General features: G+C 62.2%; 20 protein-coding genes. 3 read left to right on the top strand and 17 right to left on the bottom strand.

Going from position 1 to position 24,785, the window contains the following annotated elements:
• The first annotated feature begins 71 nt into the window (after positions 1–71).
• Both ACQZ5N_RS14945 and ACQZ5N_RS14940 read left to right on the top strand, forming a co-directional pair.
• Positions 72–785, top strand: a complete 714-nt coding sequence (locus tag ACQZ5N_RS14945; RefSeq protein ID WP_448733335.1) for a 4'-phosphopantetheinyl transferase family protein — start codon at positions 72–74, stop codon at positions 783–785.
• Positions 786–912: 127 nt separating this feature from the next.
• Positions 913–2,826 carry a PhoX family protein gene (locus tag ACQZ5N_RS14940; protein ID WP_448733334.1) on the top strand — a complete coding sequence of 638 codons (1,914 nt, stop codon included), beginning with the start codon at positions 913–915 and terminating at the stop codon, positions 2,824–2,826.
• Between the two features lie 195 nt (positions 2,827–3,021).
• Here the strand turns inward: ACQZ5N_RS14940 and ACQZ5N_RS14935 are convergent, their stop codons facing one another.
• From ACQZ5N_RS14935 to ACQZ5N_RS14925, 3 genes are all read right to left on the bottom strand, one after another.
• Positions 3,022–4,326: an HlyD family type I secretion periplasmic adaptor subunit gene (locus ACQZ5N_RS14935; RefSeq protein WP_448733356.1), complete on the bottom strand. Its 1,305-nt coding sequence runs from the start codon at positions 4,324–4,326 to the stop codon at positions 3,022–3,024.
• A gap of 2 nt (positions 4,327–4,328) precedes the next feature.
• Positions 4,329–6,080 (bottom strand): type I secretion system permease/ATPase, encoded by a 1,752-nt coding sequence (locus ACQZ5N_RS14930; protein ID WP_448733333.1) that lies wholly within the window; start codon positions 6,078–6,080, stop codon positions 4,329–4,331.
• A 106-nt stretch (positions 6,081–6,186) separates the two neighbouring features.
• Positions 6,187–12,117, bottom strand: a complete 5,931-nt coding sequence (locus ACQZ5N_RS14925) for an Ig-like domain-containing protein (RefSeq protein ID WP_448733332.1) — start codon at positions 12,115–12,117, stop codon at positions 6,187–6,189.
• Between the two features lie 255 nt (positions 12,118–12,372).
• On the opposite strand from ACQZ5N_RS14925, the gene ACQZ5N_RS14920 reads away from it, so the two are divergent.
• On the top strand, positions 12,373–13,233 hold the full coding sequence (locus ACQZ5N_RS14920) for a LysR substrate-binding domain-containing protein (RefSeq protein WP_448733331.1): 861 nt from the start codon (positions 12,373–12,375) through the stop codon (positions 13,231–13,233).
• Between the two features lie 34 nt (positions 13,234–13,267).
• Here ACQZ5N_RS14920 and ACQZ5N_RS14915 read toward each other — a convergent pair whose 3' ends face one another.
• The 14 genes from ACQZ5N_RS14915 to ubiT form a co-directional block, all read right to left on the bottom strand.
• On the bottom strand, positions 13,268–13,963 hold the full coding sequence (locus tag ACQZ5N_RS14915; protein WP_448733355.1) for a cytochrome c3 family protein: 696 nt from the start codon (positions 13,961–13,963) through the stop codon (positions 13,268–13,270).
• A gap of 2 nt (positions 13,964–13,965) precedes the next feature.
• On the bottom strand, positions 13,966–14,457 hold the full coding sequence (locus ACQZ5N_RS14910; protein WP_065655264.1) for a nitrate reductase cytochrome c-type subunit: 492 nt from the start codon (positions 14,455–14,457) through the stop codon (positions 13,966–13,968).
• A complete protein-coding gene (napA, locus tag ACQZ5N_RS14905) occupies positions 14,427–16,931 on the bottom strand; it encodes a periplasmic nitrate reductase subunit alpha (protein ID WP_448733330.1) in 2,505 nt (834 codons plus the stop codon). The genes ACQZ5N_RS14910 and napA overlap by 31 nt, the downstream gene beginning before the upstream one ends.
• Positions 16,906–17,193, bottom strand: a complete 288-nt coding sequence (locus ACQZ5N_RS14900; RefSeq protein WP_060724395.1) for a chaperone NapD — start codon at positions 17,191–17,193, stop codon at positions 16,906–16,908. Before ACQZ5N_RS14900 ends, napA begins: the two co-directional genes overlap by 26 nt.
• The gene (locus tag ACQZ5N_RS14895) at positions 17,186–17,686 is read right to left on the bottom strand and encodes a ferredoxin-type protein NapF (protein ID WP_448733329.1); all 501 of its coding nucleotides are present in this window, start codon (positions 17,684–17,686) and stop codon (positions 17,186–17,188) included. The genes ACQZ5N_RS14900 and ACQZ5N_RS14895 overlap by 8 nt, the downstream gene beginning before the upstream one ends.
• A 7-nt stretch (positions 17,687–17,693) precedes the next feature.
• On the bottom strand, positions 17,694–17,879 hold the full coding sequence (napE, locus tag ACQZ5N_RS14890) for a periplasmic nitrate reductase, NapE protein (protein ID WP_031234042.1): 186 nt from the start codon (positions 17,877–17,879) through the stop codon (positions 17,694–17,696).
• Between the two features lie 201 nt (positions 17,880–18,080).
• Positions 18,081–19,268: an NnrS family protein gene (locus tag ACQZ5N_RS14885; protein ID WP_448733328.1), complete on the bottom strand. Its 1,188-nt coding sequence runs from the start codon at positions 19,266–19,268 to the stop codon at positions 18,081–18,083.
• Positions 19,265–20,017, bottom strand: coding sequence for an ATP-binding cassette domain-containing protein (locus tag ACQZ5N_RS14880; RefSeq protein ID WP_448733327.1), 753 nt, complete (start codon positions 20,015–20,017; stop codon positions 19,265–19,267). Before ACQZ5N_RS14880 ends, ACQZ5N_RS14885 begins: the two co-directional genes overlap by 4 nt.
• Positions 20,014–20,823: an ABC transporter permease gene (locus ACQZ5N_RS14875; protein WP_448733326.1), complete on the bottom strand. Its 810-nt coding sequence runs from the start codon at positions 20,821–20,823 to the stop codon at positions 20,014–20,016. The genes ACQZ5N_RS14880 and ACQZ5N_RS14875 overlap by 4 nt, the downstream gene beginning before the upstream one ends.
• Positions 20,824–20,828: 5 nt before the next feature.
• Positions 20,829–21,812: an ABC transporter substrate-binding protein gene (locus ACQZ5N_RS14870; RefSeq protein ID WP_448733325.1), complete on the bottom strand. Its 984-nt coding sequence runs from the start codon at positions 21,810–21,812 to the stop codon at positions 20,829–20,831.
• Between the two features lie 148 nt (positions 21,813–21,960).
• Positions 21,961–22,317, bottom strand: a complete 357-nt coding sequence (locus tag ACQZ5N_RS14865; RefSeq protein ID WP_448733324.1) for a hypothetical protein — start codon at positions 22,315–22,317, stop codon at positions 21,961–21,963.
• Positions 22,318–22,340: 23 nt separating this feature from the next.
• On the bottom strand, positions 22,341–23,279 hold the full coding sequence (gene ubiV / locus ACQZ5N_RS14860) for a ubiquinone anaerobic biosynthesis protein UbiV (protein ID WP_448733323.1): 939 nt from the start codon (positions 23,277–23,279) through the stop codon (positions 22,341–22,343).
• Positions 23,280–23,284: 5 nt separating this feature from the next.
• A complete protein-coding gene (gene ubiU, locus ACQZ5N_RS14855) occupies positions 23,285–24,262 on the bottom strand; it encodes a ubiquinone anaerobic biosynthesis protein UbiU (protein ID WP_448733322.1) in 978 nt (325 codons plus the stop codon).
• Positions 24,253–24,768 carry a ubiquinone anaerobic biosynthesis accessory factor UbiT gene (gene ubiT / locus ACQZ5N_RS14850; protein ID WP_448733321.1) on the bottom strand — a complete coding sequence of 172 codons (516 nt, stop codon included), beginning with the start codon at positions 24,766–24,768 and terminating at the stop codon, positions 24,253–24,255. Before ubiT ends, ubiU begins: the two co-directional genes overlap by 10 nt.
• Positions 24,769–24,785 lie beyond the last annotated feature (17 nt).

Raw genomic sequence — 24,785 nt, 5'->3', positions numbered from 1 at the left:
GGCGAAAAGCGTGAGCGGTATCGCCAGCCCGCTCACATCATGATCTAGGCCGCTGGATGAGGGTGACGGACATGGCCATTGCAACGGCGTTTCATCGCGAAGTCGTCTCCGGCGATCCACCGGAGGCCATCTGGCCTTGGCCGGACGACAGCTGCGATTGCCATTGCCTCACCCTTCGTTACAGCGCCGATGAGGGTTGCGGCGGCGAGGTCCCTCCCTTGCCGCCGCAGCTTTTACACGCCCTGCCCAGACGCAGGGCAGAATTCATCGCCGGGCGCAGATGCGCGGCCGAGGCCATCCGCCGCCTCACCGGCCACTCCACCTTTCCCGGCATGGGTGAAGACCGCGCGCCGATCTGGCCAGAAGGCGTGATCGGCGCGATTTCACATAGCCATGAACGGGCGATTGCCCTTGCCGGCTCTTTCGAGCGGTTCTGCGGCATCGGCATCGACATCGAAAGGCTCCTGACCGGGGAGGAGGCCCGCGATATCGCCGCGCAGGCCCTGACGGCAGGCGAACGCCACAGGCTCGGGAATGACATCGATCCCTTCATGACCGGCTTGATCTTTTCGGCCAAGGAAAGCCTGTTCAAGGCGCTTTATCCGACAGTGAAACGTTTTTTCTTTTTCGACGCGGCCGAACTGTCCGGCTTAGACGACAACGGCTCTGCCTCGCTGCGGCTGACCGCCGACATAGGCGGTGAATGGCTCAGGGGAACGGAGATTCCCTTCCGTTTCTGCCGCTTCGACGGCTTTCTCGTCACCCGCATCATGATCGGGCGCTAACGAAGAAAGCGGCCTCGTCGAAGGGAAAATGACCAGTTCCACTGCCCTTCCCGTCATTCGCATGAAATATTGAGACGGTAGGCACCTTGCTGGAATGATTCCAAACAAGCAACGGTGGAGACAGACTATGACCGACATCGATACAAGCAAATTGTCCTGGGACGAGTGGGACGAACTGCAGAACCCGCCGCCGGCCGAAACCGATTTCGACCGCGTGGTCGAAACCGCGATTTCCCGCCGCGGCTTTCTTGGCGGCGTGCTTGCCTTCGGTTCGGCCGCGGCCGCCATGGGCACGCTCGGCAATCTGATGACCAGCACCTCCGCCGAGGCGCAGGAAGCTGCCGCCGGTCGTTTCCCCTTCAAGCCGGTCGCCGCCGCCACCGACCACACCATCCATGTGCCGGAAGGCTACAGCTGGAAGCCGGTCGCCAAATGGGGCCAGCCGCTGTTCTCCAACGTTCCCGATCTCGATCCCGCCAAGGGCGTCAGCGTTGAAAACTCCGACAAGGTCTTCGGCGAAAACACCGACGGCATGGAACTGTTCATGGTCGGCGCTCATCAGCTGATCGCCGTCAATCATGAATATGTGAACCCGGAAACCAACCTGCCGCACGCCGAAAAGGGCAACCCGAAGACCGCCGACGACGTGAAAATCCTGCAGAACATGCAGGGCGTCACCGTCATGGAAGTCGCGGAAGGCACCGAAGGCTGGGAAATCGTTCTCGACAGCCCGTTCAACCGCCGTATCCACCACAACACGCCAATGAAGCTTTCCGGCCCGGCCGCCGGCTCCGATCTCGTCAAGACCGCCGCTGACCCGAAGGGCATCGACTGTCTCGGGACCTTCAACAATTGCGGCGCCGGCCGCACGCCCTGGGGCACCTATCTCACCTGCGAAGAAAACTTCAACGGCTATTTCGGCACCACCGACGCTGCCTTCAAGCTGCCTGACGATTACAAGCGCTACGGCATCGTCGCCGAGACCCGTTACGCCTATGAGAAGTTCGACGCGCGTTTCGACGTTGCCAAGAACCCCAACGAGCCGCGCCGCGCCGGCTACGTGGTCGAGATCGATCCTTCGGATGCCTCCTCCACCCCGATCAAGCGCACTGCGCTTGGCCGCATCAAGCACGAAAACGCCGCCGTGGTGATTGCCCGTGACGGCCGTGTCGTCGTTTACATGGGTGACGACGAGCGTGGCGAGTTCCTCTACAAATTCGTCTCCAACGGCATTTACGTGCCGGGCGGCGACACCTCGAAGCTGCTCGACGAAGGCACGCTTCACGTCGCCAAATTCGCCGATGACGGCACCGGCGAGTGGGTGGCTCTCACACCTGAGACCACCGGCATGAAGATCGATGAAATCTGCGTCTTCACCCGTCAGGCCGCTTCCAAGGTGGGCGCGACGACCATGGACCGCCCGGAATGGGTCGCCATCAACCCGGTCGCCATCGAAGCCTATTGCGCGCTGACCAATAACAGCCGCCGCGGCGAAATGAAGGATGGTAAGCTGCGCGCCAATGCCGGCGGCGACGCCATGGCCATCAATGCCGCCAACCCGCGCGAAAAGAACGAATACGGCCAGATCGTGCGCTGGTATCCGGAAAATGACGACCATGCGGACGGCAAGTTCAAGTGGGACCTGTTCTGCATGGCCGGCAACCCTTCGGTTCACAAGGACGCCTTTGCCGGCTCCTCGAACATCAACGAAGGCAACATGTTCAACTCGCCTGATGGCATGATGTTCGACTCGACCGGTCTCCTCTGGATCCAGACCGATGGCGAAGACAGCAATGAAGGCAACTTCGCCGGCCAGGGCAACAACCAGATGCTGGCGGGTGACCCGGCCACCGGCCGTATCGAGCGCTTCCTGACCGCCCCGAAGGGTTCCGAAGTCACCGGCCAGACATGGTCCGGCGACAAGCGCACCCACTTCGTCGGCATCCAGCACCCCGACGCCCCCTTCCCGGATGGCGAAGGCAAGCTGCCGCGCTCGGCCCTCATCGCCATCAAGCGCGATGACAATGTGAAGATCGGCTGATCTCTCGCAAAAGCTCCGGGCCGCGGAAGATCGCGGTCCGGTTCGATAAAAGAAAACGCCGTGCGTTAGGATGCACGGCGTTTTCTTTTGCTTCAATTGGAAGGCCGCTTCGAAGGGCGTTTGGGCCTGCCGCAAGACTCATTTCGGCCCGCCCTGTAGCGCAGGGCGGGCCTAGGCAACCGGCAGGCCGGAAGCTCAAACCTCGCGGAAGGAGCGACTGGCCTGATCCAGCAGCGGTTTGAGGAAATAGGAAAGCACGCTTCTTTCCCCTGTCGTGATGAAGGCCTCCACCGGCATGCCGGGCATCAGATTGAATTCGCCCAGCCGCTTTATCTGCTCCGGCGAGGTGGCGACGCGCACGACGTAATAGCTGGCGCCTGTTTTTTGATCCACCGTCACGTCCGCTGAAATGCGCTCCACCGTTCCGGTGATTTCCGGCGTCGTTTTTTGATTGAAGGCGGAAAAGCGCAGGTTTGTCGCCTGGCCGTAATAGATCTGGTCGATATCCTGCGGCGCAACCTTGGCCTCCACCACCAGCTTGTCCACCTCCGGCACGATCATCATGATCTGTTCGCCCGGCGCGATGACGCCGCCGACGGTGTGCACGGCCAATTGATGCACCACGCCATCCTGCGGCGCGAGAATATCGACACGTTTCAACTGGTCTTCGGCCGCCACCCGTCGTTCGACATATTCGCCGATGCGGGCGTCCATCTCACGCAGATCGGAACCGACCTCCTCCGACCATTGCTCGTCGATCTGAAGGATTTGCAGCGCGGTTTCGCTGATCTTCGCCTCGACCCCGGCAATGCCCGCCATCAGCCGGCCGATATCGCCGTCAATATCCGTGGCCTGACGCTCCAGCGTGCTGAGCCGGCTCTTTTCCATCAGGCCTCTTTCATGCAGGGAGCGAAAGCGGATCAGCTCCTCATCGACCATGCCCTGCTCGCGGAAATTCGCCGCGCGCTCGGCCTCCATGCCGGCGATCTCATCGCGAAGCTGCTGCACGCGCTGTTCGAGCTGGCGTTTCTTGCTTTCGCGAACGGCCCTGCGGGTTTCGAAAAGACGCTGTTCTGCGTCCAGCATCGCGACGATCTCGGCATCGCCGCTCCGGTCGAGCAAGGCCTGCGGGAACACCACCTTGCCGGCCCGGTCGCGCTCGCTCTCCAGCCGCGCCTTGCGGGCGATGAATTGATCGAGGCTTTTGACGATGATGGCGAGATTGGCCCGCGTCATCGTCGCATCGATGCGCATGACGACATCCCCGGCCTTCACCCGGTCGCCATCGCGCACCATCAATTCGCTGACGACGCCGCCGACCGGATGCTGGACCTTTTTCAGGCTGGTTTCCACCACCAGCGAACCCTGCGCGATGACCGCGCCGACGATCTCGGTGCCAACCGCCCAGCCGCCAAGCAGGCCCGTCAGCGTGAGAAAGCCGAGCCCGCCAACGAGAAGGTGGCCGCGGATCGAGCGTTTGAGTGTCTGCCATTCGTCCATCTTCATGCCTTTCCTGTTTCCACGGCCTGCACGACCTTGAGGGCACCCGCCGCACCGCCGACCGGCCGTAGCACCTTGGCGAGAACCTCCTCCTTCGAACCGAAAGCCTGCTGGCGGCCATCGGCGAGCATCAGCACCTTGTCCACGGCCAGAAGCGCGCTCGGGCGGTGGGCGATGATGACGGCTACGCCGCCGCGCTCGCGAATGCCGAGGATCGCCGCCGTCAGCGCATCCTCACCTTCGGAATCCAGGTTGGAATTCGGCTCGTCGAGCACGACGAGGAAGGGGTCGCCATAGAGCGCCCGCGCAAGGGCGATCCTCTGCTTTTGCCCCGCCGATAGTTGCCGCCCCGTCTCGCCCACTTCGGTGGAATAACCATCCGGCAGGCTGACGACGAGATCGTGAATGCGCGCCGCGCGCGCCGCCGCGATGATCTTGTCCGAACTCGCCTGCCGGTCGAAGGAGGCGATGTTTTCGGCAATGGTGCCGTCCAGCAATTCGATCGCCTGCGGCATATAACCGATGTGGCGCGCCAGCGCCTCGGCCGGCCATTGGCCCAGCGTCGCACCGTCCAGCCGGACGGAGCCTTTGAGCGGCCGCCACAGGCCGACAAGCAGGCGCGCCAGCGAACTCTTGCCGGAACCGCTCGCCCCGATCACGCCAAGGCCGCTGCCGGCCGAAAGCGTGAAGGCGATATCCTGCAGAACCGGCTCCGCCGTCTCCGGTGGAATGGCGCTGACGCGCTCGACCGACAGCAGCGCCTGCGGCGCGGGCAGGTCCATGCGCATCGCGGTCTCCGGCAGTAACGCCAAAGTTTTTTCAAGCCGGCGGCGGCTTTGCCGGGCGGCGATGAAACCTTTCCAGTTGGCGATGGCGAGATCGACCGGCGCAAGCGCCCGCGCGGACAGGATGGAACCGGCAATGATGATCCCGGGCGTCGCCTGCTCGTTGATGACCAACCAGGCCCCGACGGCCAGAATGCCGGATTGCAGAACCATGCGCAGCACTTTGCTCGCCACGCCGAAGCCGGAAGCGATATCGCTTGCGGAGCGCTGCTCACGCACATAAGCGCGATTGTCCGCCTGCCAGCGATCCCGTAGCGGCGCGCCCATGCCCATGACGGCGATGATATCGGCGTTGCGGCGGGTGGCTTCGATCAGCCTGTTGCGCCGGGAAGCATGTTGTGCGGCCTCTTCCACGGGACGTTTGGAGACCAGCTCCGTCATCAGCGTGAACACGGTGAGGACGGCGGCCCCGGCAAGCGCCGTGACGCCGAGCCAGAAATGGAATGCGAAGCAGATGGCAATGTAAAAGGGCAGCCAGGGCAGGTCGAACAGTGCGGTCGGCCCGCTGCCCGACAGGAAAGAGCGGATCGTGTCGAGATCGCGAAGCGGCTGCGCCTGACGGCCGCTCACCGGCATGCGCAATTGCAGGCCGATCACCGCATCGTAAACCCGGAAGGACAAAAGCTGATCGAGCCGATCGGCGATGCGCACCAGCAAACGCCCGCGCACCGCATCGAAAAGCCCCTGAAACGCATAAAGCACCACCACGATGGCGAACAGCGCCACCAGTGTCGGCAGGCTGCGGCTCGGCAGGACGCGGTCATAGACCTCCATCATGAACAGCGAGCCCGTGAGATAAAGAATATTGACCAGAGCGCTCATCAGACCGATGCCGATGAAAGCACCGGCGCAGCCGGCGAAAACGCCTTTGATCTCGCGAACATTATTATTGGCGGAACGATAACGCATTTTACTATCCGTTGAGATCGTGGCGGCGGCAACCAGCGATGACACGCCTGTCGCAACCACCCGCGAACGAGAAAAAGGCGCATCCCGGAGGATGCGCCTTCATGGTTCAGGCGAAGCGGAAGTCGTCGATGACGAACTGCTCGGTCTTCACGCCATCGAAGGTGACGGTCGAGCCGTCCTTGAAGGCGATCTGCGCGCCGTTTTCACCGTCGGTGAAGGCGCCGGAGGCGATCAGCGACTGATAGTCGGCGAAGACATCCTTGGAGAGCATGACGACATCCTTGCCGTCTGCCCCGCCCTGGAAGTCCGTCATCACATCCCGACCGGTGCCGGCCGTAAAGACGAAGGTATCCGCGCCGCTGCCGCCGGTCAGCACATCGTTGCCCGAGCCGCCGGCCAGCACGTCGTTGCCGGACCCGCCGCTCAGCTCGTCATTGCCGCCGCCGCCGTAAAGCACGTCGATACCTGCACCGCCCATCAGCACGTCATTGCCTTCGCCGCCATAGACATCGTCGTGGCCGTCGCCGGCGATAACCCGGTCATTGCCGTCGCCGGCATCCACCATGTCATTACCGCCGCCGGCAGACAGCCTGTCATCGCCGGCGCCGCCTTCGATCATATCCTTGCCGCCGGTTGCGATCAGTACGTCATCGCCATCGCCGCCTTCGACAATGTTATATTCGGTATAACCATCCACGGTGACGGTGGTGGCGCCCGTCGATTCACCGCCATTGGCGTCGCGCACGGTATAAGTGAGCGAGACGGTTGCCTGCTCATAATCTTCCAGCTTAGCAAAGGCGGAAGAGGGATCGACCACGAGCTTGCCGTCCACCACGGAGAAGGCTGCCGCCGCCTGCTCCTTCGTCAGGGCAAGACCGGCCACGGCCGTCACCGTAACGCCGACCAGAGTCAGGCGGTCACCTTCGACATCGGTGTCATTGGCCACGAGATCGAAGACGCCGCGATCCTTCTCGCCCACGGCGACCGTGTCGGCAACCGCGACCGGCGCGTCGTTGACCGGCTTGATGGTGACGGTGACGATGCTCTCCGTCACCCCGCCCTTGCCGTCGGAAACGACGACGGTGAAGCTGCCGATTCCGTTGACATTCTCATTGGGCGTATAGGTCCACTCGCCGGTTTCCGCATCGATCCGGGCGGCGCCGTTGATGGCATCGCCCTTCAGGGCAAAAGTGAGCCTGTCGCCGTCTATATCGGTGGCGACGAGCTTGCCGCTGACGGCCTTGTCCTCATCCGTGACGACAGCGACCGACGCGACCACGGGCGCATCATTGACCGGCTTGACCGTGAAGGCGGCCGTCGCTTCGCTGGAGCCGCCGCGGCCATCGGCGATGCTGTAGCGGAAGCTCGCCTCGCCGTTAAAATCGGCCGAAAGCGTAAAGCGGATGCCGTTTTCCTCCAGCACCGCCGTGCCGCCGACCGACCCCGAGACGCCGGTGACCGTCAGGCCGTCGAGATCGGCGTCGCGGTCGTTGCCGAGCAGGGTGGCGAAGGAGATGACGAAGGACGGCGCGTCCTCGTTCACCGCCGCCAGCCGGTCATTCGCTGCCGCCGGGCCGCGATTGACGAGAGCCTTGACGATGTCGTCGCGGTTCAAAACCTTGCCATCTGCGAAAGACAGCCTTTCGATGCCGCCATCGGCGAGCTGATTGCGCAAAGTCAGCTTCTCGCCATCCGCCAGCTCGATTTCCACGGACTGGCCGTATTTGCGCAGCACCGCTTCGCTTCGGGCGATATCGTGCAGCGAGAGCCGGTCAACCGCGCCGGAGGCCGAGGCGGTTTCCAGGATCTCGTCGGAACCGTCGCCGCGTCCATAACGATATCTGTCCGAACCATCGCCCCCGATCAAGAGGTCATTGCCCTTGCCGCCCTCGATGAAATCGTCGCCGAGGCCGCCGGAGATCATGTCGTTGCCGGCATCGCCCCACAGTTCGTCATTGCCGGCGCCGCCGGACAACGCGTCATTGCCCGTACCGCCCGAGAGCGCATCGTCACCCTCGCCGCCATCCAGACGGTCGTTGCCGCCGAAACCCTGAAGCTCGTCATTGCCGCCGTGGCCGAGGATAGTCTCGGCGGCTGCCGTGCCGACGAGCATGTCGTGGCCGGCCGTGCCGGTCAGGGTATTGCCTGCGTCGAGACCGGATTTAAGATCGACAACGGTGAGATTATCGAAGGTCAGGCCGGCATTGCCCCAGGAATAAAGGCCGAAGGTGCCTGCATCGAATCCCCGGTCACCGATCGGATAGGCAAACAGCGCCTCGTCATTGAGGAAGGCGGTGATCTTGTCGCCGACGATTTCGGCGCGAAGCTTCATCGCCTGACCCGGCTCGTATTTGCCTGGAACCTGGGCCAGAATTTCCTCGATGCCGTTCTTCATACGCACGAGGTTGAAGATGCTGCCGGCGCCATTGCCGGGTTTACGGTCGAGAATGCCGTCGGCATCCAGTTCCAGCTTGTAGTAGTTTTTGCTGTCCTTGTAGCGGAACAGGAAACCGAGGCCGTCCTTGTCCGGTGTCTGGAACGTCGCCTCGATGGCGTAATCCGTCCATGCAAGCGCCGCCGGATCGTTGAACAGGGCGTAGGTGCCGAGACGCAGCACGTTGACGCCGTCGCCCATCGGGCTCCATCCGCGCTTGTAATAGTCGGGAGCGGTTGCACCGGTCCAGGTCAGTTCACGACTTGCAAGTTCCGTCGTCTGGAGCAGCTTGCCGTTGGAGATCAGCCATTCGGAGGTCTTGCCATCCGCTCCGATACCGCCGAATTCGCCCTCATCGACGATCTTGAAGCGAGCCATCGCCTCGGCCGACGAAAAATCCTCGGCGACGAGGATTTTCGTCCGGTCCACGACCGTGACGTCGATGCGATCCGTCGAGACGGAACCATTGGCAGCCGTAACCTTAAGCAGCAGCTTGTTAACGCCCGTATCGAGAGCGACATCAACCTTCTTGCCGGTTGCGACGACATTGCCCTTGAGGTCCGTCCAGACAAAGCCGGTCAGTTGCTCGGATCCGAAAGAACCCGATGCGTCGAGCGTGACGGACGCCTTGCCATCGCCATCGATGTCATAGGCTCTCTGGTCGATGCCCGCTTTCGCGGTCGTGACGGCCCTGGTGACGACGATATCGTCAAAGACCGACGCCCGCTGGCCGCTGGAATAGACGCCGACAGTGCCGCCGGAAAGCGGAGCGTTCGCATCCGTGACAGGGCCGCCGAAGACGTTCTTGTCGCCGAGGAAGACGTTGATGGCGCCGCCGACCACAGCAACGGTCAGCGGAAGCTCCATATTGTAAGGCGTGCCTTCGTTGACCTCGGCAAGCAGGGTCGCTTTGCCGTCGGCGAGCTTGACGAGCTGGCGGCGGTTCGTTTCGCCGTCCATGGCGAAGCGGTAATAGTTGTTCGCGTCCTTATAGTAGAAGTAGACGCCCATCGCATCGTTATCGAGCTGCGTCAGCGTCGCCTCGAATACGTAGTCGCTCCATGTCGCCGACTGAGCGCCGATATAAACGAGCTTGTTGCCGGTAGCATCGCTCTGGTCGAAAAGTGCTGCCTCGGGGGCGGCAAGACCGGCGGTCGCTGTCGGACGGGAAAACACCGTGCCCTTCAGCAGGAAGCGGCCGGTATTGCCATCGGCAGCGCCGAAATCGGTGGCCCAGCCCTCGGCCTTGCCATCGTTGAAGTTTTCAATGAGCAGGGTGCGGTCGCCGCGCACCAGAACATCGATCTTATCGCTGGTCTTGATACCGTTCACATCCGTGGCGGTCAGCGTCAGCTTGTGCTTGCCGAGAGCAAGATCGGCCACTGCTTCCTTGCCTTCGGCAACGATATCGCCATTCTTGTCGGTCCAGACGAAGCTTTGAATCTCGCCTGCCCGCAGGGATTTCGCGCCGGACAGGGCTACACTGGCGGAAGACGCGCCGGCGGCGGCATCGGCGACGATATCATCCCCGGCTTCGGCCATGGCGCGCGCCTTGCCCTTGCCGACGTAGACATTCTCGAACACTTCCTGATGGCCGCGATAATAACCGGTGAGACCATCGCGGTCGAGTTCCGGCTTGGTGCGGTAACCGTCGAGATAATCGTCGAAGGCGGTGAAATAGGTTTCGGTGGTGATGCGGTTATTGTCCGGATCGATGGTGATCAGGCGCATCGCGCCGTTGCCGCCATTATTGCCGCGGGATTCGACGCCGTTGCCGGTGATCTCCTTCGATACGCCGTTCTGGTAGTTGACCAGGAACTGGAAGACGGGCTCGCCATACTGGTTATAGGTGATGTCCGTTTCCGCGCCGTCGCCGAAAATATGACCGGAGAAGGTCATGACGATGTTGGGGTAACGTGCAAGCAAAGCACGGGCGACATATTCGCCGTCATTCGCGCCGCGCTGATCGGTGCGCATGCCATAGTCGTAACCCGCGCCTTCGTCGTAAAGCGGCAGGGCCAGATTGTCCTGACGCGTCGCATAGCTCGTCAGCGAATGGGTGGCGAGCATGACGCGGTGATCGGGGAATTTCTCGATGACATCGCCCGCCCAGCGGATCACGTCGTCGCGCGGGCCGAATTCGAGCGAGATCGACAGCCATTTGGTGCCGTCAGGCGCGGTAAAGGTGCTGTAGGTGTTGCGCGCAGCAGCCTGTTCCTGATCGTAGGCGCCGCCGAAGACACCGGGGTTGGTTGCGGCCTGCTTTTCCGCGGAGAAGCGCCGGTCCAGTTCGACCGAGCTATGGTCGGCGGCGGTTCCGCCATTCGCCTGATCGTGGTTGCCGGGCAGCAGCGCGTAAGGCACCTTGCCGTCGAGCTTGCGCAGCGCCGGTTCGGCTATGTCCCATTCGGTGGGTCTATTATTCTGGGTGATATCACCGACATGGCTCATGAAGACGATTTTGTGGCTATCGCGATTGTCGACCAGCCATTGCGTCATCTGGCCGAACAGGTGCTTGATGCCGTCATTGGAGGTATAGTCCTGCGTGTCGGGGAAGACGGCAATGGTATAGGCGTTCGGACCGGCGACGCGCACGCGGAAATCATCCGTGATGCTCTTGCCGGCGCTGTCGGTGGCCGTCACGCGGATATCGGAATGGCCGAGAGCCGCAAAATCGAGCACCAGCTTGTTGCCGTCCTTCAGCACCGCGCTGACCGTCTCGTTCTTGCTGTTCTGGACGGTGAAGGTGAGCTTTTCACCGGAGAAATGCTTCGACAGGTCAATCGTCGCATTGGCCGCATCCGGCGTCACCATCATGTCCTTGATGGCGGAGGTCTTGACGACAGCGACCGGATCGACGGCGGGTTTTTCACCGATGGCGAGAATGCCGGCCTGGGCCGGAGTCTTGAATTCAAGTGTTGTGCCGCTGCCGGTAACTTTGCCGGAACCCATGACCGGCGCGGCCGAACCCTGGGCAAAACCGACTTCGAGGACACCGACCTTTTCGGCCTCGGGCTTCATCTCGACCGGCAAAATGCCGGAGGCCTTGGCCTCGCCGAGATAGGACATTTCCTCGCTTGTCAGAACCTGTTTGAGGAACAGGAAATTGCTGAGATAGCCGGGCGAGGTCTCGCCGTCCTCATCGGAGAGGATCAGGAAGCCCTTGGACATGTCGATGGCGAAGCGGCCAGCGCTGGATGCGGCAATCTTCTGGTCGGCGATAAATTCGCCGTTAATGTACTTCTTCATCGAAACCGCGCCGCTTGCGTCCGTTTCAATGGTCAGACCGATACGGTTCCAGGCGTCCAGCTTGGCCGTGCCGCGATAATCGCTGCTGATGCCGAGGCCATAGCTGTCACCGCTTGCCTTGCCGAAAATATCGCCGTCGCTGAGGTTGGTAAGGTCGGTCTGCAGCAGGGGCATCCAGCCGGTGGAACCGTTTTTCGGGAAATAAACGTCGTAGACGAGGCTGTAGGAGGTCGCCATGCCGGTACCGTTCGGCGAAACGAGAATGCTCTGATTTTGCGACAGGCGTGGAATGGTCAGCAGCCAGTCGGAAGAGGTTTCGATGGGATTGGCGATCGAGTTTTGGGTGGTCGTCATCTCTTTGGCCTTTTTAACGTGAAACGGGGTGGCCGAAGGGGCCATGGGCGGCACGATTAGAGGCCGGGACTAACGCCCCGATGACGAATTCCTAACAAATCGTAAACGCGCCATAGCGATTTCCGATGTCGCCCATCGGTTTTGTCGCGAGGTTAATGAAGTTGTCCCGCTAACGTCATGGAATTGTCAGCATTTTCGCCGATAGTCCAATCGCACCGGCGCCTTTCATGTCGGCCGGCGGCAGAACAGGATCCCATGTCGACCACGCAGCTGAAGGCCTTCCACATCGTCGCGCAATCGGGTGGCTTTTCTCAGGCCGCGCGGGACATGGCGATCAGCCAATCGACCCTTTCGGCCCATGTGCGGGAGCTGGAAGCCATCAGCGGCGTCAACCTTCTGGAACGAAAACCGCGCGGGGTGAGCCTCAGCCCGCAGGGCGAACGCCTATTCGAAATTACCGCGCGCCTGTTTCAGGCGGAGAACGAGGCCAAGGCCTTCCTGCGCGGCGATACGGGTTTTGCGGGCGGACATTTGCGGGTCGCCGCGGACGGTCCCGTCCTGCCGCTGCCGATCCTTTCGCGACTGAAGGCCGAGCGGCCGCAGCTCACCTTCTCCCTTTCGGTCGACAATTCAGCGCGGGTGGTGGAGCAGATCATCGACTACCGCGCCGACGTCGCCATCACCGCCCGCGAACCGGACGATCCGCGTCTTTATGGCGTCAAATTTCTTAGCATGCGGCTTGGCCTGTGCGTGCCCACCACCCACCCGCTAGCGGAACGTGAGGGTGTCTTCATGGCCGAACTGGAAGGCTTATCCTTCGTCATGCGCGAGCGGGGATCCCGCACCCGCGAAATCTTCGAAAAGAACCTTGCCGATCACGGCATTTCCATCCAGCCGGTAATCGAGATTTCCTCCCGCGAGGGCGTGCGCGAGGCCATCGCCAACGGGGTCGGATGCGGCGTGGTGGCCGATCTGGAATTCGGCCATGATGCGCGCCTTTCCTTCGTGTCGCTGCGCGACGCCAGTGAACTCATCGACGAATATGCGATCTGCCTTGCCGAAAGGCGGCATCTGCCGCTGGTGCGCCGCTTCATCGAAGAAGCCGGCCGGGCCTGATTGCGGCCCGACAAAGGCCCCGTCTCCGCAATAGTCAGAACACGTTCCGGTGCGCATCCGTCATCGCACGCCGCAGGTCGTCGACGGCAGAGGCCGTCGGCCCCGGCTGGTCGTTGAGTGCCGGCGGCATTTTCCAGCCGGGGTCTATGCCTTCCATATTGGGCAATTCATGGGCGATGCCTTTATGGCAATCGATGCAGGTAGCCTTGCCCGTCAGCAGATATTTGGAATGGATATCCGCGGCACGCTGCGTCTGTTTGGTAAAGTCCATCGCGGCGGAGGAATGGCAGTTGCGGCATTCCAGACTGTCATTGGCCTTCAGGCGCGACCATTCGTGCTGGGCAAGCTCCAGCCGCTTGTCGAGGAACTTCTTGCGCGTATCGATGGTGCCGAAAATCTTGCCCCAGACCTCCTTCGAGGCCTGCATCTTGCGGGCGATCTTGTCCGTCCATTCATGCGGCACATGGCAATCCGGACAAGAGGCGCGCACGCCGGAACGGTTGGAAAAATGCACCGTCCGCGTCAGTTCCTCATAAACATTGGCGCGCATCTCGTGGCAGGAAATGCAGAAGGCTTCCTTGTTGGTCATTTCGAGCGCGGTGTTGAAGGCGCCCCAGAACATGACCCCGCCGACGAAACCGCCGAGCGTGAGGAAGGCAAGGCTGAGGGTGCCGGCCGGTGTCGTCAGAACCGCCCAGAGCCAGACGAGAAGTTTTTTCACACGGGCGATCATCATTCGCTACCCGCCGGTTTGACGCCCATCTCGCTCATGTCCTGAAACGTGTTGGGCACGAGCGGCCGTGTGTCGGCCTGCGGCACATGGCAGGCCGTGCAGAAATAACGGCGTGGCGAAACATCCGCCAGCATCTGGCCTTCGCGCGTCATGTAATGGGTGACGCTGATCATCGGCGCGCCGGAATCCTGCGTGAATTCGCGCTTGTGACAGGAGAGACAGCGGTTGGCGTTGACCGAAAGCTGGTAACCGTCGATCGAATGCGGGATGACCGGCGGTTGTTCGGGATAGGCTCGCATGCGCCTGAAATCGTCGATCACCCATTTCGGCAGGGGTTTGGCGGGCTCGGTCTGCATGGCGTCACCGCGCGGGCCGGACAATTCCGGCACCATCTGCGCAACGGCCCCCGTCGCCACCGTCGCAACAACGAAAGCGGCGATCATCCATCCGTGTTTCCTGATCATGCGACCGGCTCTATCTTGACTGCGCATTTCTTGAAATCCGTCTGCTTGGAGATGGGATCGGTTGCGTCGAGCGTCACCTTGTTGATGAGCTGGCTGGCATCGAACCAGGGAACGAAGATGACGCCGGGCGGCATGCGGTTGCGGCCGCGCGTTTCCACGCGGGAGCGTATTTCGCCACGGCGCGAAACGATGCGGATTTCCGCGCCCTGATTGAGCCCTCGCTTGCGCGCATCGTCGGCATTCATGAAACAGCGGGCGCCCGGGAAAGCCTTGTAGAGTTCTGGCACACGCATGGTCATGGAGCCGGAATGCCAGTGCTCCAGCACACGGCCCGTCACCAGCCAGGTATCGAATTCCGCATCCGGGGATTCCGCCGGCGGCTCGTAGGGCACGGCGATGATGACCGCCTTGCCGTCCTTGTTGCCGTAGAACTTCACGCCCTCGCCCGGTTTGACATAGGGGTCGTAACCTTCGCGGTAACGCCACAGCGTTTCCTTGCCATCCACCACCGGCCAGCGCATGCCACGCACCTCGTGATAGGCATCGTAAGGCGCCAGATCATGGCCGTGGCCGCGCCCGAAAGCGGCATATTCCTCGAAGAGACCCTTTTGCAGATAGAAACCGAAGTGTTTTGCTTCCTGATTCTCGTATTCGCCGTTGATCTCGCTCAGCGGGAACTTGCCGACATCGCTGTCCTTGAAGAGCACCTCGTACAGCGTCTTGCCGCGATAGGCGGGATTGGCGTCCAGTATCTCCGCCGGCCACACCTCATCCGTGGTGAAGCGCTTGGAGAACTCCACCAGCTGCCAGAGGTCGGAACGCGCCTCGCCCGAGGCCTCGACAAGCTGGTGCCAGACATGGGTGCGCCGCTCGGCATTGCCATAGGCCCCCTCCTTCTCCACCCACATGGCGGCGGGCAGGATGAGGTCGGCGCTCATGGCCGTGATGGTCGGATAGGCATCCGAAACAACGATGAAATTTTCCGGGTTGCGATAGCCCTGATAGGTCTCGTTCTTGGTGTTGGGACCGGCTTGGACGTTATTATTGACCTGCACCCAGTAGAAATTCAGCTTGCCGTCATGCAGCATGCGGTCCTGCTGCACGGCGTGATAACCCGGCTTTTCCGGGATGATGCCGTGCGGGATGCGCCAGATTTCCTCGGCATGTTTGCGGTGTTCCGGGTTGGTCACCGTCATGTCGGCCGGCAGGCGATGGGCGAAGGTGCCCACCTCGCGCGCCGTGCCGCAGGCCGATGGCTGGCCGGTGAGCGAGAACGGGCTATTGCCCGGCTCGGAAATCTTTCCGGTCAAAAGATGGATGTTGTAGACCATCTGGTTGGCCCAGACGCCGCGCACATGCTGGTTGAACCCCATGGTCCACAGCGACATGACCTTGCGGTTCGGGTCCGCATAAAGCTCGGCCAGCTCCTCCAGGAAACCGGCCTCCACGCCGGTCATGGCGGCGGTCTTTTCCAGCGTATATTCGGAGACGAATTCCTTGAAGGTCTCGAAATCGATCGCTTCGGTCTTGGTCGGATCGGCGGAATTGGCGGCATTCATCTCCGCCGGATTGTCGGGCCGCAGGCCATAACCGATATCGGTGACACCGCGCACGAATTTCGTGTGGTTCTTCACGAAGTCTTCGTTGACGCGCCCGGTCTTGATGATGTGGTTGGCGATATAATTGAGGATGACGAGATCCGTGCCCGGCTTGAAGACCATCGGAATATCGGCAAGGTCCATGCTGCGATGGGTGAAGGTCGAAAGCACCGCCACCTTCACATGGTCGAAGCCCAGACGCCGGTCGGCAATGCGCGTCCACAGAATGGGATGCATCTCCGCCATATTCGAACCCCAGAGCACGAAGGCATCGGCATGTTCGAAATCATCGTAACAGCCCATCGGCTCGTCCATGCCGAAGGTGCGCATGAAGGCGTAAGCGGCGGACGCCATGCAGTGGCGAGCATTGGGATCGAGATTGTTGGAGCGGAAGCCGGCGCGCATCAGCTTGGTCGCCGCATAGCCCTCGAAGATCGTCCACTGGCCGGAGCCGAACATGCCGACGGCGGTCGGTCCCTTCTCCCTCAGCACCCGCTTGCACTGCTGCGCCATCACGTCGAAGGCCTCATCCCAGCTCACCGGCTCGAACTCGCCGTCCTTGGCGTAGACACCGCCTTTTTTGCGCAGAAGCGGGGTTTGCAGGCGGTCCTTGCCATACATGATCTTGGAGAGGAAATAGCCCTTGATGCAGTTGAGGCCGCGATTGACCTCCGCCTGCATGTCGCCATGGGTGGCGACGACCTTGCCTTCCTTGACGCCGACCATGACACCGCAGCCCGTGCCGCAGAAACGACAGGGCGCCTTGGACCACTTGATCTGCAATGCGGAAACACCACCCGGCACCGGCTGGGCGACGGCCGGCAGCGCAATGCCCGCCGTTGCCGCCGCAATGCCGGCGGCATGGGCCTTCAATAGATCACGCCGCGTCAGTTCGCTGCTCATCGCCGCTTGTCTCCTCTGTGTCGACGTGTTCGAAAACCATGTTGGCGGCAATCACACCGTCGAGTGTCGAAATATAAGTGAGCGTATCGCCCAGCATGCCGGTGCTCGTGCCGTCTATGACGATGACGATCTTGCCGTTGCCCTCGCCGTGGACCTCGACATTGTCGAGCGTTAAAAGCGTTGCCAGCACGGCGTCCCGCATCTGCGGCATCACCGCCACCACGGCGCTTGAAACATGATACCGGCCTGTATTTTCAGGCATATTGCATCTCCGTGGCTCTCTCTTTGATCTCGATCACACTGGCGGGACAGACGGACACGCAGGCCCCGCAACCGGTGCAGGCATCTTCCAGCAGTTCCGGAACGAAGGGGCCGCCACGGCGGGGCCGAAACCGGATGGCCTCGGTCGGACAGGCATCGCGGCAGGCCTGACAATCGATATTGCCGAAGGCGAGACACCCCTCACCGATCGCCATGACATGACCGAAGCGCTGCGCCGCGGGGGCGGCAAAGACAGGCTCGGGACAGGCCTCCGCACATTTGCCGCAAAAGGTGCATTCCCCGGCGGAGAAATCCACGGAAGGCAAACCGTCCGCCATGGCGATTATGCCGGTGGGACAGGCCTCGACGCATTTTGCGCAACCGCTGCACGCGGCGAGGTCGCTCAACGCGACCCCGGGGGGACAGATGCGTGGTCTATTTTTTTGCCCGCCGCGCAAAAAATCGCGCCGGCTGAGAGAGACTTCCATCATCATCTCGCCCTCAATGGCCGGGCGGCCCCGGCGGGCCGTAAATGATCTGGAACATCCAGACGATAAAGCCATAGGCTCCGACAAATCCGACCGCCAGAATGGGCCAGATTCCGAAGGCCAGAACGGCGAAGGTCACAAGTTCCTTCGTCCGGCTCGGCTTTTCATCTGCGTGTTGAGGCGCGACTATTTTAGGCATATTCGCGTTTCCCTATTCGGTTGGAGTGATAATCGACCAAAAAGAAAATATGTTCAACCATTTGATTTTATTGATTATTTATCAAAACTAACATTCATCAATATCCCTCCTCTAAGCCACTGATTTCACATTGTGCTTTTGCCGAAAAAATAAACAAACTCGTCGGAACAGTGATGTCGTCGCGGCTGGACAAGGTCTCCATCATCCGCATGCCCCCGCCTCATCGATGCCAGGCGCGCGCATGAAAGGCAGAAAGCCCTGCAACCAGACCCCGAAGCTCGCCGCCCACAAAGCGGCGCTGAGGCCATGGTGATAGGGCGATAATGTCGCGGCAAAATCGAATTCCGGCAGGATGCGGACCAGACCGGCCATCACCATCAGAAGGGCGGCCGCATGCGCCTGCCATGGCAGATGCGTCAGATTGCGGCCCGTGTGCCGCAGCCCGGCAATGATGAAAACGGCCATGACGGCGCATCCCAACGCCCCGACCGACAGCAGATGCAGCCCTGCGGCGGGCGTGACGGGAAAACCGAGCCGTGTCGCGCCGAGCGCCAGAAAACCCGCGCCTGCAAAGGCGTTGCCGAGGCCAAGCAACAGCACCTCGGTCTTGAAGACGGCACGCCCGATGAACCATTCGGCCAGTCGGTCGAAAAAGGCGGCGCCGGCCGCGAGCGAAAGCCAGACGCAGACATCGCTCTGCGGAAAGAAAAGTTTCGCCGCCATGTAAAGCGTCACCATGGCGCCTGCCATATGCTGGCGGCCGGGATGCGGCCGGTAAGGCGTGGTCTCGCCACCCGGATCGAGCGCCAGATTGATGACGACCACATTGATACGTGCGGCGGAAAGTGAAAACAGCACGGTGAAAATGCACAGCGCCGCTTCCAGAAAGCGGGATGCAAGTTCGAGATCGCCGCTCCACCAGGCATAACGCACACCCGCTTCAGCCGCCGTAAACAGAAGAAGCCAGATAAGGAATGCCAGGTGCTTCGCCGTGCGCCGCGCCAGCATCGCCCTGCCGATGAGAACGCAGAGCGCGAGCAGAAAGGCGAGATCGAAAAAACCTGCAAACAGGTTCCATGCCTCCATCCCGAGAAAGCCGATAAGGCGGCCCGGCAGCCAGAGACCGGCGAGATGAAGCAACGTTCGTCCCTGCGCCGGCTTCGTATTCGTCCATTCCGGCACCGCCGAGCCAAGGAAACCGGCAAGCGCCATGCCATACGTGCCGAAGATCATTTCATGGGCGTGCCATTGCGATGCAGGCACTGCATCGGCGAAAGGCAGGGCATAACCACCGATGACGATCCACAGGAAGGGCCAGCCTGCGCCATGCAGGGCGGCCAGAGGGAAAAACAGCCGCAGGGCTTCGGAAAGGATGGGGGGCTGCCTCATCGCACCCGCTCCTTTGCCGAAAACAGTTCGGCGAAGGCCGGGCTCCCGGACAGGCGTTCCGCTTCGTCGAAAACCGCACGCGCCATGCGCCGGCCCGGCGAACCTGCGGGCTTATGCCCGGCAATGACACGGCCATCGACGCCGGAGAGCACGATCAGCCTGTCGGCCACCAGCAACGCCTCATGAAGATCATGGGTGACGAGAAGGGTAGAAAAACCGCGCCGGCGGGCGGCGCTCACCAGAAGCTCCTGCAAATGACGGCGCAGGCCGACATCGACGGCGCTGAAGGGCTCATCCAGAAACAGCATGTCCGGTTCCACGGCGAGCGCCCGCGCCACGCCGGCGCGCTGGCGCATGCCGCCGGAGAGTTCCACCGGATATTTGCCGAAATCCGCCGCCTCCAGACCGACCTCCAGCGCAAAACGGCCCGCCCTTTCGCGCCGTTCCCGTTTCGGCATGCCGGCCGCCGCAAGGCCGTAGGCGATGTTGTCGATAAGCGTCATCCACGGCAGCAGCCTCGGCTCCTGAAACACCAGCCCCTGCCGGCGATAATGGCGGTGCACGCGGCCGCGAACAGGATCGATGATACCAGCCGCGATCTGCAAAATCGTCGTCTTGCCGCTGCCGGAGGGGCCGAGCAGCGCCACGGTTTCCCCGGGCGCTATGCCGAGATCGAAATTCTCGAACAGGCTGCGGCCGAGAAAGGCATGGCCGACATGTTCGAAACGCAGGATGGAACGGTCGCTCATCGTTTGACACCCCATGGCAACCCGGCGGCGCGCCAGCGTTCCAGCGCCTCGCGCAGCAGATGCAGCAGGCCGTAATCGGTCAGCAGCGCCAGCGCGAGGGTGATGGTGAGCCAGGCGCTGACCTGTGCGATGTCGAACAGCGCGCGTGCGGTGGCCAGTTCGCCGCCAATGCCGCCGGAATTCGAAAGGAGCTCGGCCATGACGGTTACTTTCCACGCGCTTCCCGCCGTCGTCGTCCAGGCCGGGAAGAGGTAGGAGAGCACATGCGGCATGGTTACGGTGCGCAGCCGGTAAATCCATGGAGCACCGAAGGCCTGCGCCATCACCTCCAGCTGACGGTCCCGCTTGGCGACACCTTCCAGCGCACCGGCGAAAGACACGGGAGCTGAGGCGATGATGACGGTCATGACAGCCGTGCCCCCCGACGAGCCGAACCAGATGAGCGCAAGGACGATCCAGCCGATGGGCGGCACGCCGAGCAGAACGGTAACGACAGGCTTCATCAACCGCATGGCCGCGAAGGAATAACCCGCCAGCACGCCCGCCACCGTGCCGATGCCGGCGGCGATGGCAAAGCCGGTCAGGGCCCTGACGACGCTCTGCGACAGGATGGCGAAGAAATCCGGCCGCGCCGCCAGAAGCCCCATTGCCGCGAAGGTCTCCCCCGGCGAAGGCAGGATGAAGGAGCCATAAATCTCATGCCCGGCCTGCCAGGCGGCGAGAAAACAGAAAATGCCTGAAAGCCCGGCCCAGCCCGCCCACAGATAGCGACCCATCCAGCCAAGACTTTCGAGAATGCGGTTCATGCCTGCTACACCAGATAAAACCCGTCATCCGGCCGCCGGCCGCCGATGATTGCCGGGTCGGCCCTGGCAAGCTCATCGTAAAACGCCTCGAGATCGGCGCGCGCAGCGCTCGCCTTCAGGGCGCACAGATGACTTGTCGGAAAGGAGGCGGCGATGATTTCCGGCGGGAAACCCAAGGCATCGGCGGCCGCATCGGCCGCCATCTTCGGATCGGCTACGGCGCTGGCGAGCGCCGTCTCCATGGCGTTCTGCAAAGCCTCGATGCCGGCCCTGCCGAGTTTTTGCTGGACCGGCGATGTCAAGGCGAGGCCGGCCTGTGGAATTTCAGCCTTGCCGGCCACCTTCGCCCATTCCCGCTGGATATCGATGGTGCGATGGACGGTCATGAAAAACGACTTCGCCTTGATGAGCACGGCGGTCGCGGCCGGCTCGCTCAGCAGGGCGGCATCCACCCGTCCCGTCAGCAGCAATTGCACGGCTTCCGGCGGCGAAGCGGCATATTCCAGCTTGATGTCGCCGGGCTTGAGGCCGTTTTCGGCAACAAGGCGGCGCAGCACGAGATCGGGCATGTCGTTCTTGAACGGCAAAGCGAGGGTCTTGCCGGAAAGGCTTTGCAGGGAGTTCAGCGTCTCGTCTTTCGAAACGATATAGAGCAGACCCGTGGTCAGCACGTTCAACAGCCCGAGGCCGAGACCGCGATTGTGGAGATTGGCGACGCCGTAGCTCGGCATCACCACCGCCCCCATGGAGCCGGAGGCGACGGCGGCGCGCATTTCATCCGGCGTTTTCCAGGCTTTGAAGACGGCCCCGGGTGCGACATCCTTCAGGAACCCGCCCTTTACCGCATGGGCCAGCACGGCGGAGGGCGCAGCCGGAGGGCCATAAAAGGTGAGCGGCGTTTCCGCCTTCGCAACATGCGGTGCGGCAAGTGTCGCGACCGTCAATCCCGAAAGGGCAGAAAGAGCCTGACGACGGGTGAGATGGGCCATGGTCCTGATCCTTTCGCGCCGGAAGCGCCCTGATGCGCGTGACGCCCGCTCAGACCTGTCTTCCGGTCCCGGCGCGTCACCAACCCGGAAATGACATTTTGCAAGCGCCCGCTCTTTGCGCAGGATCAAACAGGGCCGAAAACAGGGATTATTCGCCCTTCTTGAGTGAGAGCGCGTCCCGCAGGAGCCGCGAGCCCTCCTGAGCGGCGGCGGCGATATCGAGAAACATCAGGCTTGCGGTTTCAACCACGCCTTGATCCACCGTGTCGTCTTCGGCAAAATCGCAGAGCATCTCGGTCAGGAGCGCGATCTTGCGACGCTCCTCGCGGGCGGCGGCCAGAAGCTTGACGATATTGCGCCGGCGCTCGAAATCCTCGAGTTCGCGCAGCGCCTCGTGCACCCTGTCGCGGCAGCCGCAATCAAGCGCGCTCTGCAAGACAATATCGCGCACCAGATGGATTGCCGCCGCGATATCCGCTCCGCCCGGCGCCGCTGCGGGCAGCATTTGCTCACTTTGCCCGTTCGTCGTCATGCATTCACCCCATGCGCCGTGTTGCGGGCGCGGGCGATCCAGACCGCCCCTTCCTGCCCGTGGTGAAAACCATTGGAAAAGGGCACGTCCGGATAGATTTGCCCGAGACGTGCAAGACCGTCCTCCGCCTCCCGCCTGCCGGCCAGAATATCGTCATGGATTTGCGCCACCGCAACCATGTCGCAGTCCTGCGGCGACAGCCGGAAGCGGGAAATGCCGGCGGCGGCCAGATCCTGCAATTCGCCAAGCAGCGACTGGCAGGTGTGCGACACCGTCTGCACGCCGTTCAGCGCCAGAAACGACTGCCGGTCGAGCGTGCGTACCGGCAATCCATCCGGATCGTCGCCGCAGACGAACTGGCAATTATCCTTGATATTGCCCTTGGCGCGGGCATGGGCGCAACGCGCCGAAATGGCGAGCGGCAGGCGGCCGAAGGCGAAGATTTCGAAGTCCACATCAGGCGTCTCCGCCACGATGCGCTCCACCGAGGTCATCGGCAGTTCCGGCGGCAGGCATATGGCGCTCGCGCCGCGAGACGACAGCAACCGCGCGGTCGCGGCATTATAGACATTCACCATCGGCCCGACGACATGCGGCGTGCCGTGCAGCATGCCGAGAGCAGAAAGATCGTTCGCCTCGACCGGATAGGGACTATCAGCGATCAGGCCGCGCAGGTGGCGGCTTTCCCGCTCCAGCGTCACCAGCGAAAGCGTCGAGAGGATCACTTGTTTTCCCGCACTCTCCAGCCGCTCGATCACGTCGGCCAGATGCGGCTCGGTGAAATGAAACCGTTTGGAGCAGACGGTTTCACCGAGATAGACATGGCTGACGGGCGCTTCATCGGCGATGCGGAAATAGAAATCGCGCCATTTCTCGCTCTGCCAGAGATAGAGAACCGGGCCGAGCGCCAATGTGGCTTTTGCGGGTTTTGCCATCGCCGTCATCTCCAGCGTTTCTCATAAGCACCGAAGGTGGTGCGCTGGCCTTCGCTCAGGAGCCGGAGGCGGGAAAGCAGCCTGCCGCGCTCCTCAGCACCGGCGGCAAGCGCCCGGTGCAGGGTGGAAACCACTTCCGCCACATAGGCCTTGCCGCGCTGGCGGCCCTCGATCTTAAGTGCGCTGACGCCCGCCTCGCGCAAGGCATCGATCTGGTCCATCACATCAAGCGACACCGGATCCTCGAAGGCATAGGACCTGTCATCGGCAATCTCGAAACGGCCCTTGCACAGCGTTGGGTAACCCGCCGCCTCGCCGGCCGGAAAACGGTTGATGGTATAATCGCCAAGTTCCGACACCAGCTCCTGCCCATCCTGCCGGTAGCGGACGTGGCTTGCCGGTGAGCAGACGCCGTTCATGTTGGGTGACTTGCCTGTGGCGTAGGAGGATAGCGAGCAGCGCCCCTCCGCCATGACGCAGAGACCGCCGAACACGAAGATTTCGATCTCGCAGCGGATTTGCCGCGCCAGCCGGGCGATGTCGGGGATAGTCAGGGTGCGCGGCAAAACCACGCGTTTCGCGCCGAAGGCATCGACGAGGAAATTCACCGCGTCCGCATTGGAGGCGGAGGCCTGCACGGAGACGTGGATCCGCTGCTGCGGATGATGTTCCGCCACATGCGCCATCAGGCCGAAATCGGCAAGGATAAGCGCGTCCGCTCCCGCCTTCACGGCATCGGCCGCACCGCGATACCAGATATCCTCATGCCCGGCGCGCATGAAGGTATTGAGCGCCACGAAGGTCTGGACACCGCGCTTTTTCGCGTAAACGATGGCCTCGGCGAGTTCCTCGCGGGAAAAATTGAGGCCGGGGAAATTGCGGGCATTGGTTTCATCGCGAAACCCGCAATAGACGGCGTCGGCCCCGGCATCCACGGCCTCGCGAAAGGCGGCGGGCGTTCCCGCAGGACAGATCAGTTCCATGCCTCACCTCCCCGCGTTTCGGATAGAACATGGCCGCGCAGGCGGTTCGCAAGGCCCGTTACCATCGGCGCGAAAGGTCCGGCAAATGCACCGAGATCGCGCGGCAGATCGATGCCGCTATCATCGAGCGCATTGCGCAGCGCCAGCATCGCCTCCATATCGCCGGTGACGCCGAGATCGCGCGCGAAGAACAACGCATCGGCATCCTGCCGCCCCTCCATCAGCGCAAGCAGCATGAAAAGCGGTCCCTCGACCGTCGCATCCGCCTTCGGCAAGCGGGCCTTACGGCTGACGGTGATGGCGGGACCTGCCGGCTCGACCGTGAAGGCAAAGGGGAGATCGACGGGCAGAAAGGCGTAGCGCTTGCCACGATGTTCACCGAGCCGGACGAACATATCCGGATGCCGCTTCATGATCTGCGCCAGCATCGCCGCCGTCGCTCGCTGCACCACGGCAATGGGCAGAAAATTCATGGGGCGGGCGATGACGGCGGGAAAAGGTCTCATGAAAGGTCCTGTCGGCT

The sequence above is a fragment of the Agrobacterium sp. 22-221-1 genome (assembly GCF_053522445.1).
Note: the sequence above shows the minus strand (reverse complement) of the source record. Positions and strands in the feature narration are given on the sequence as shown.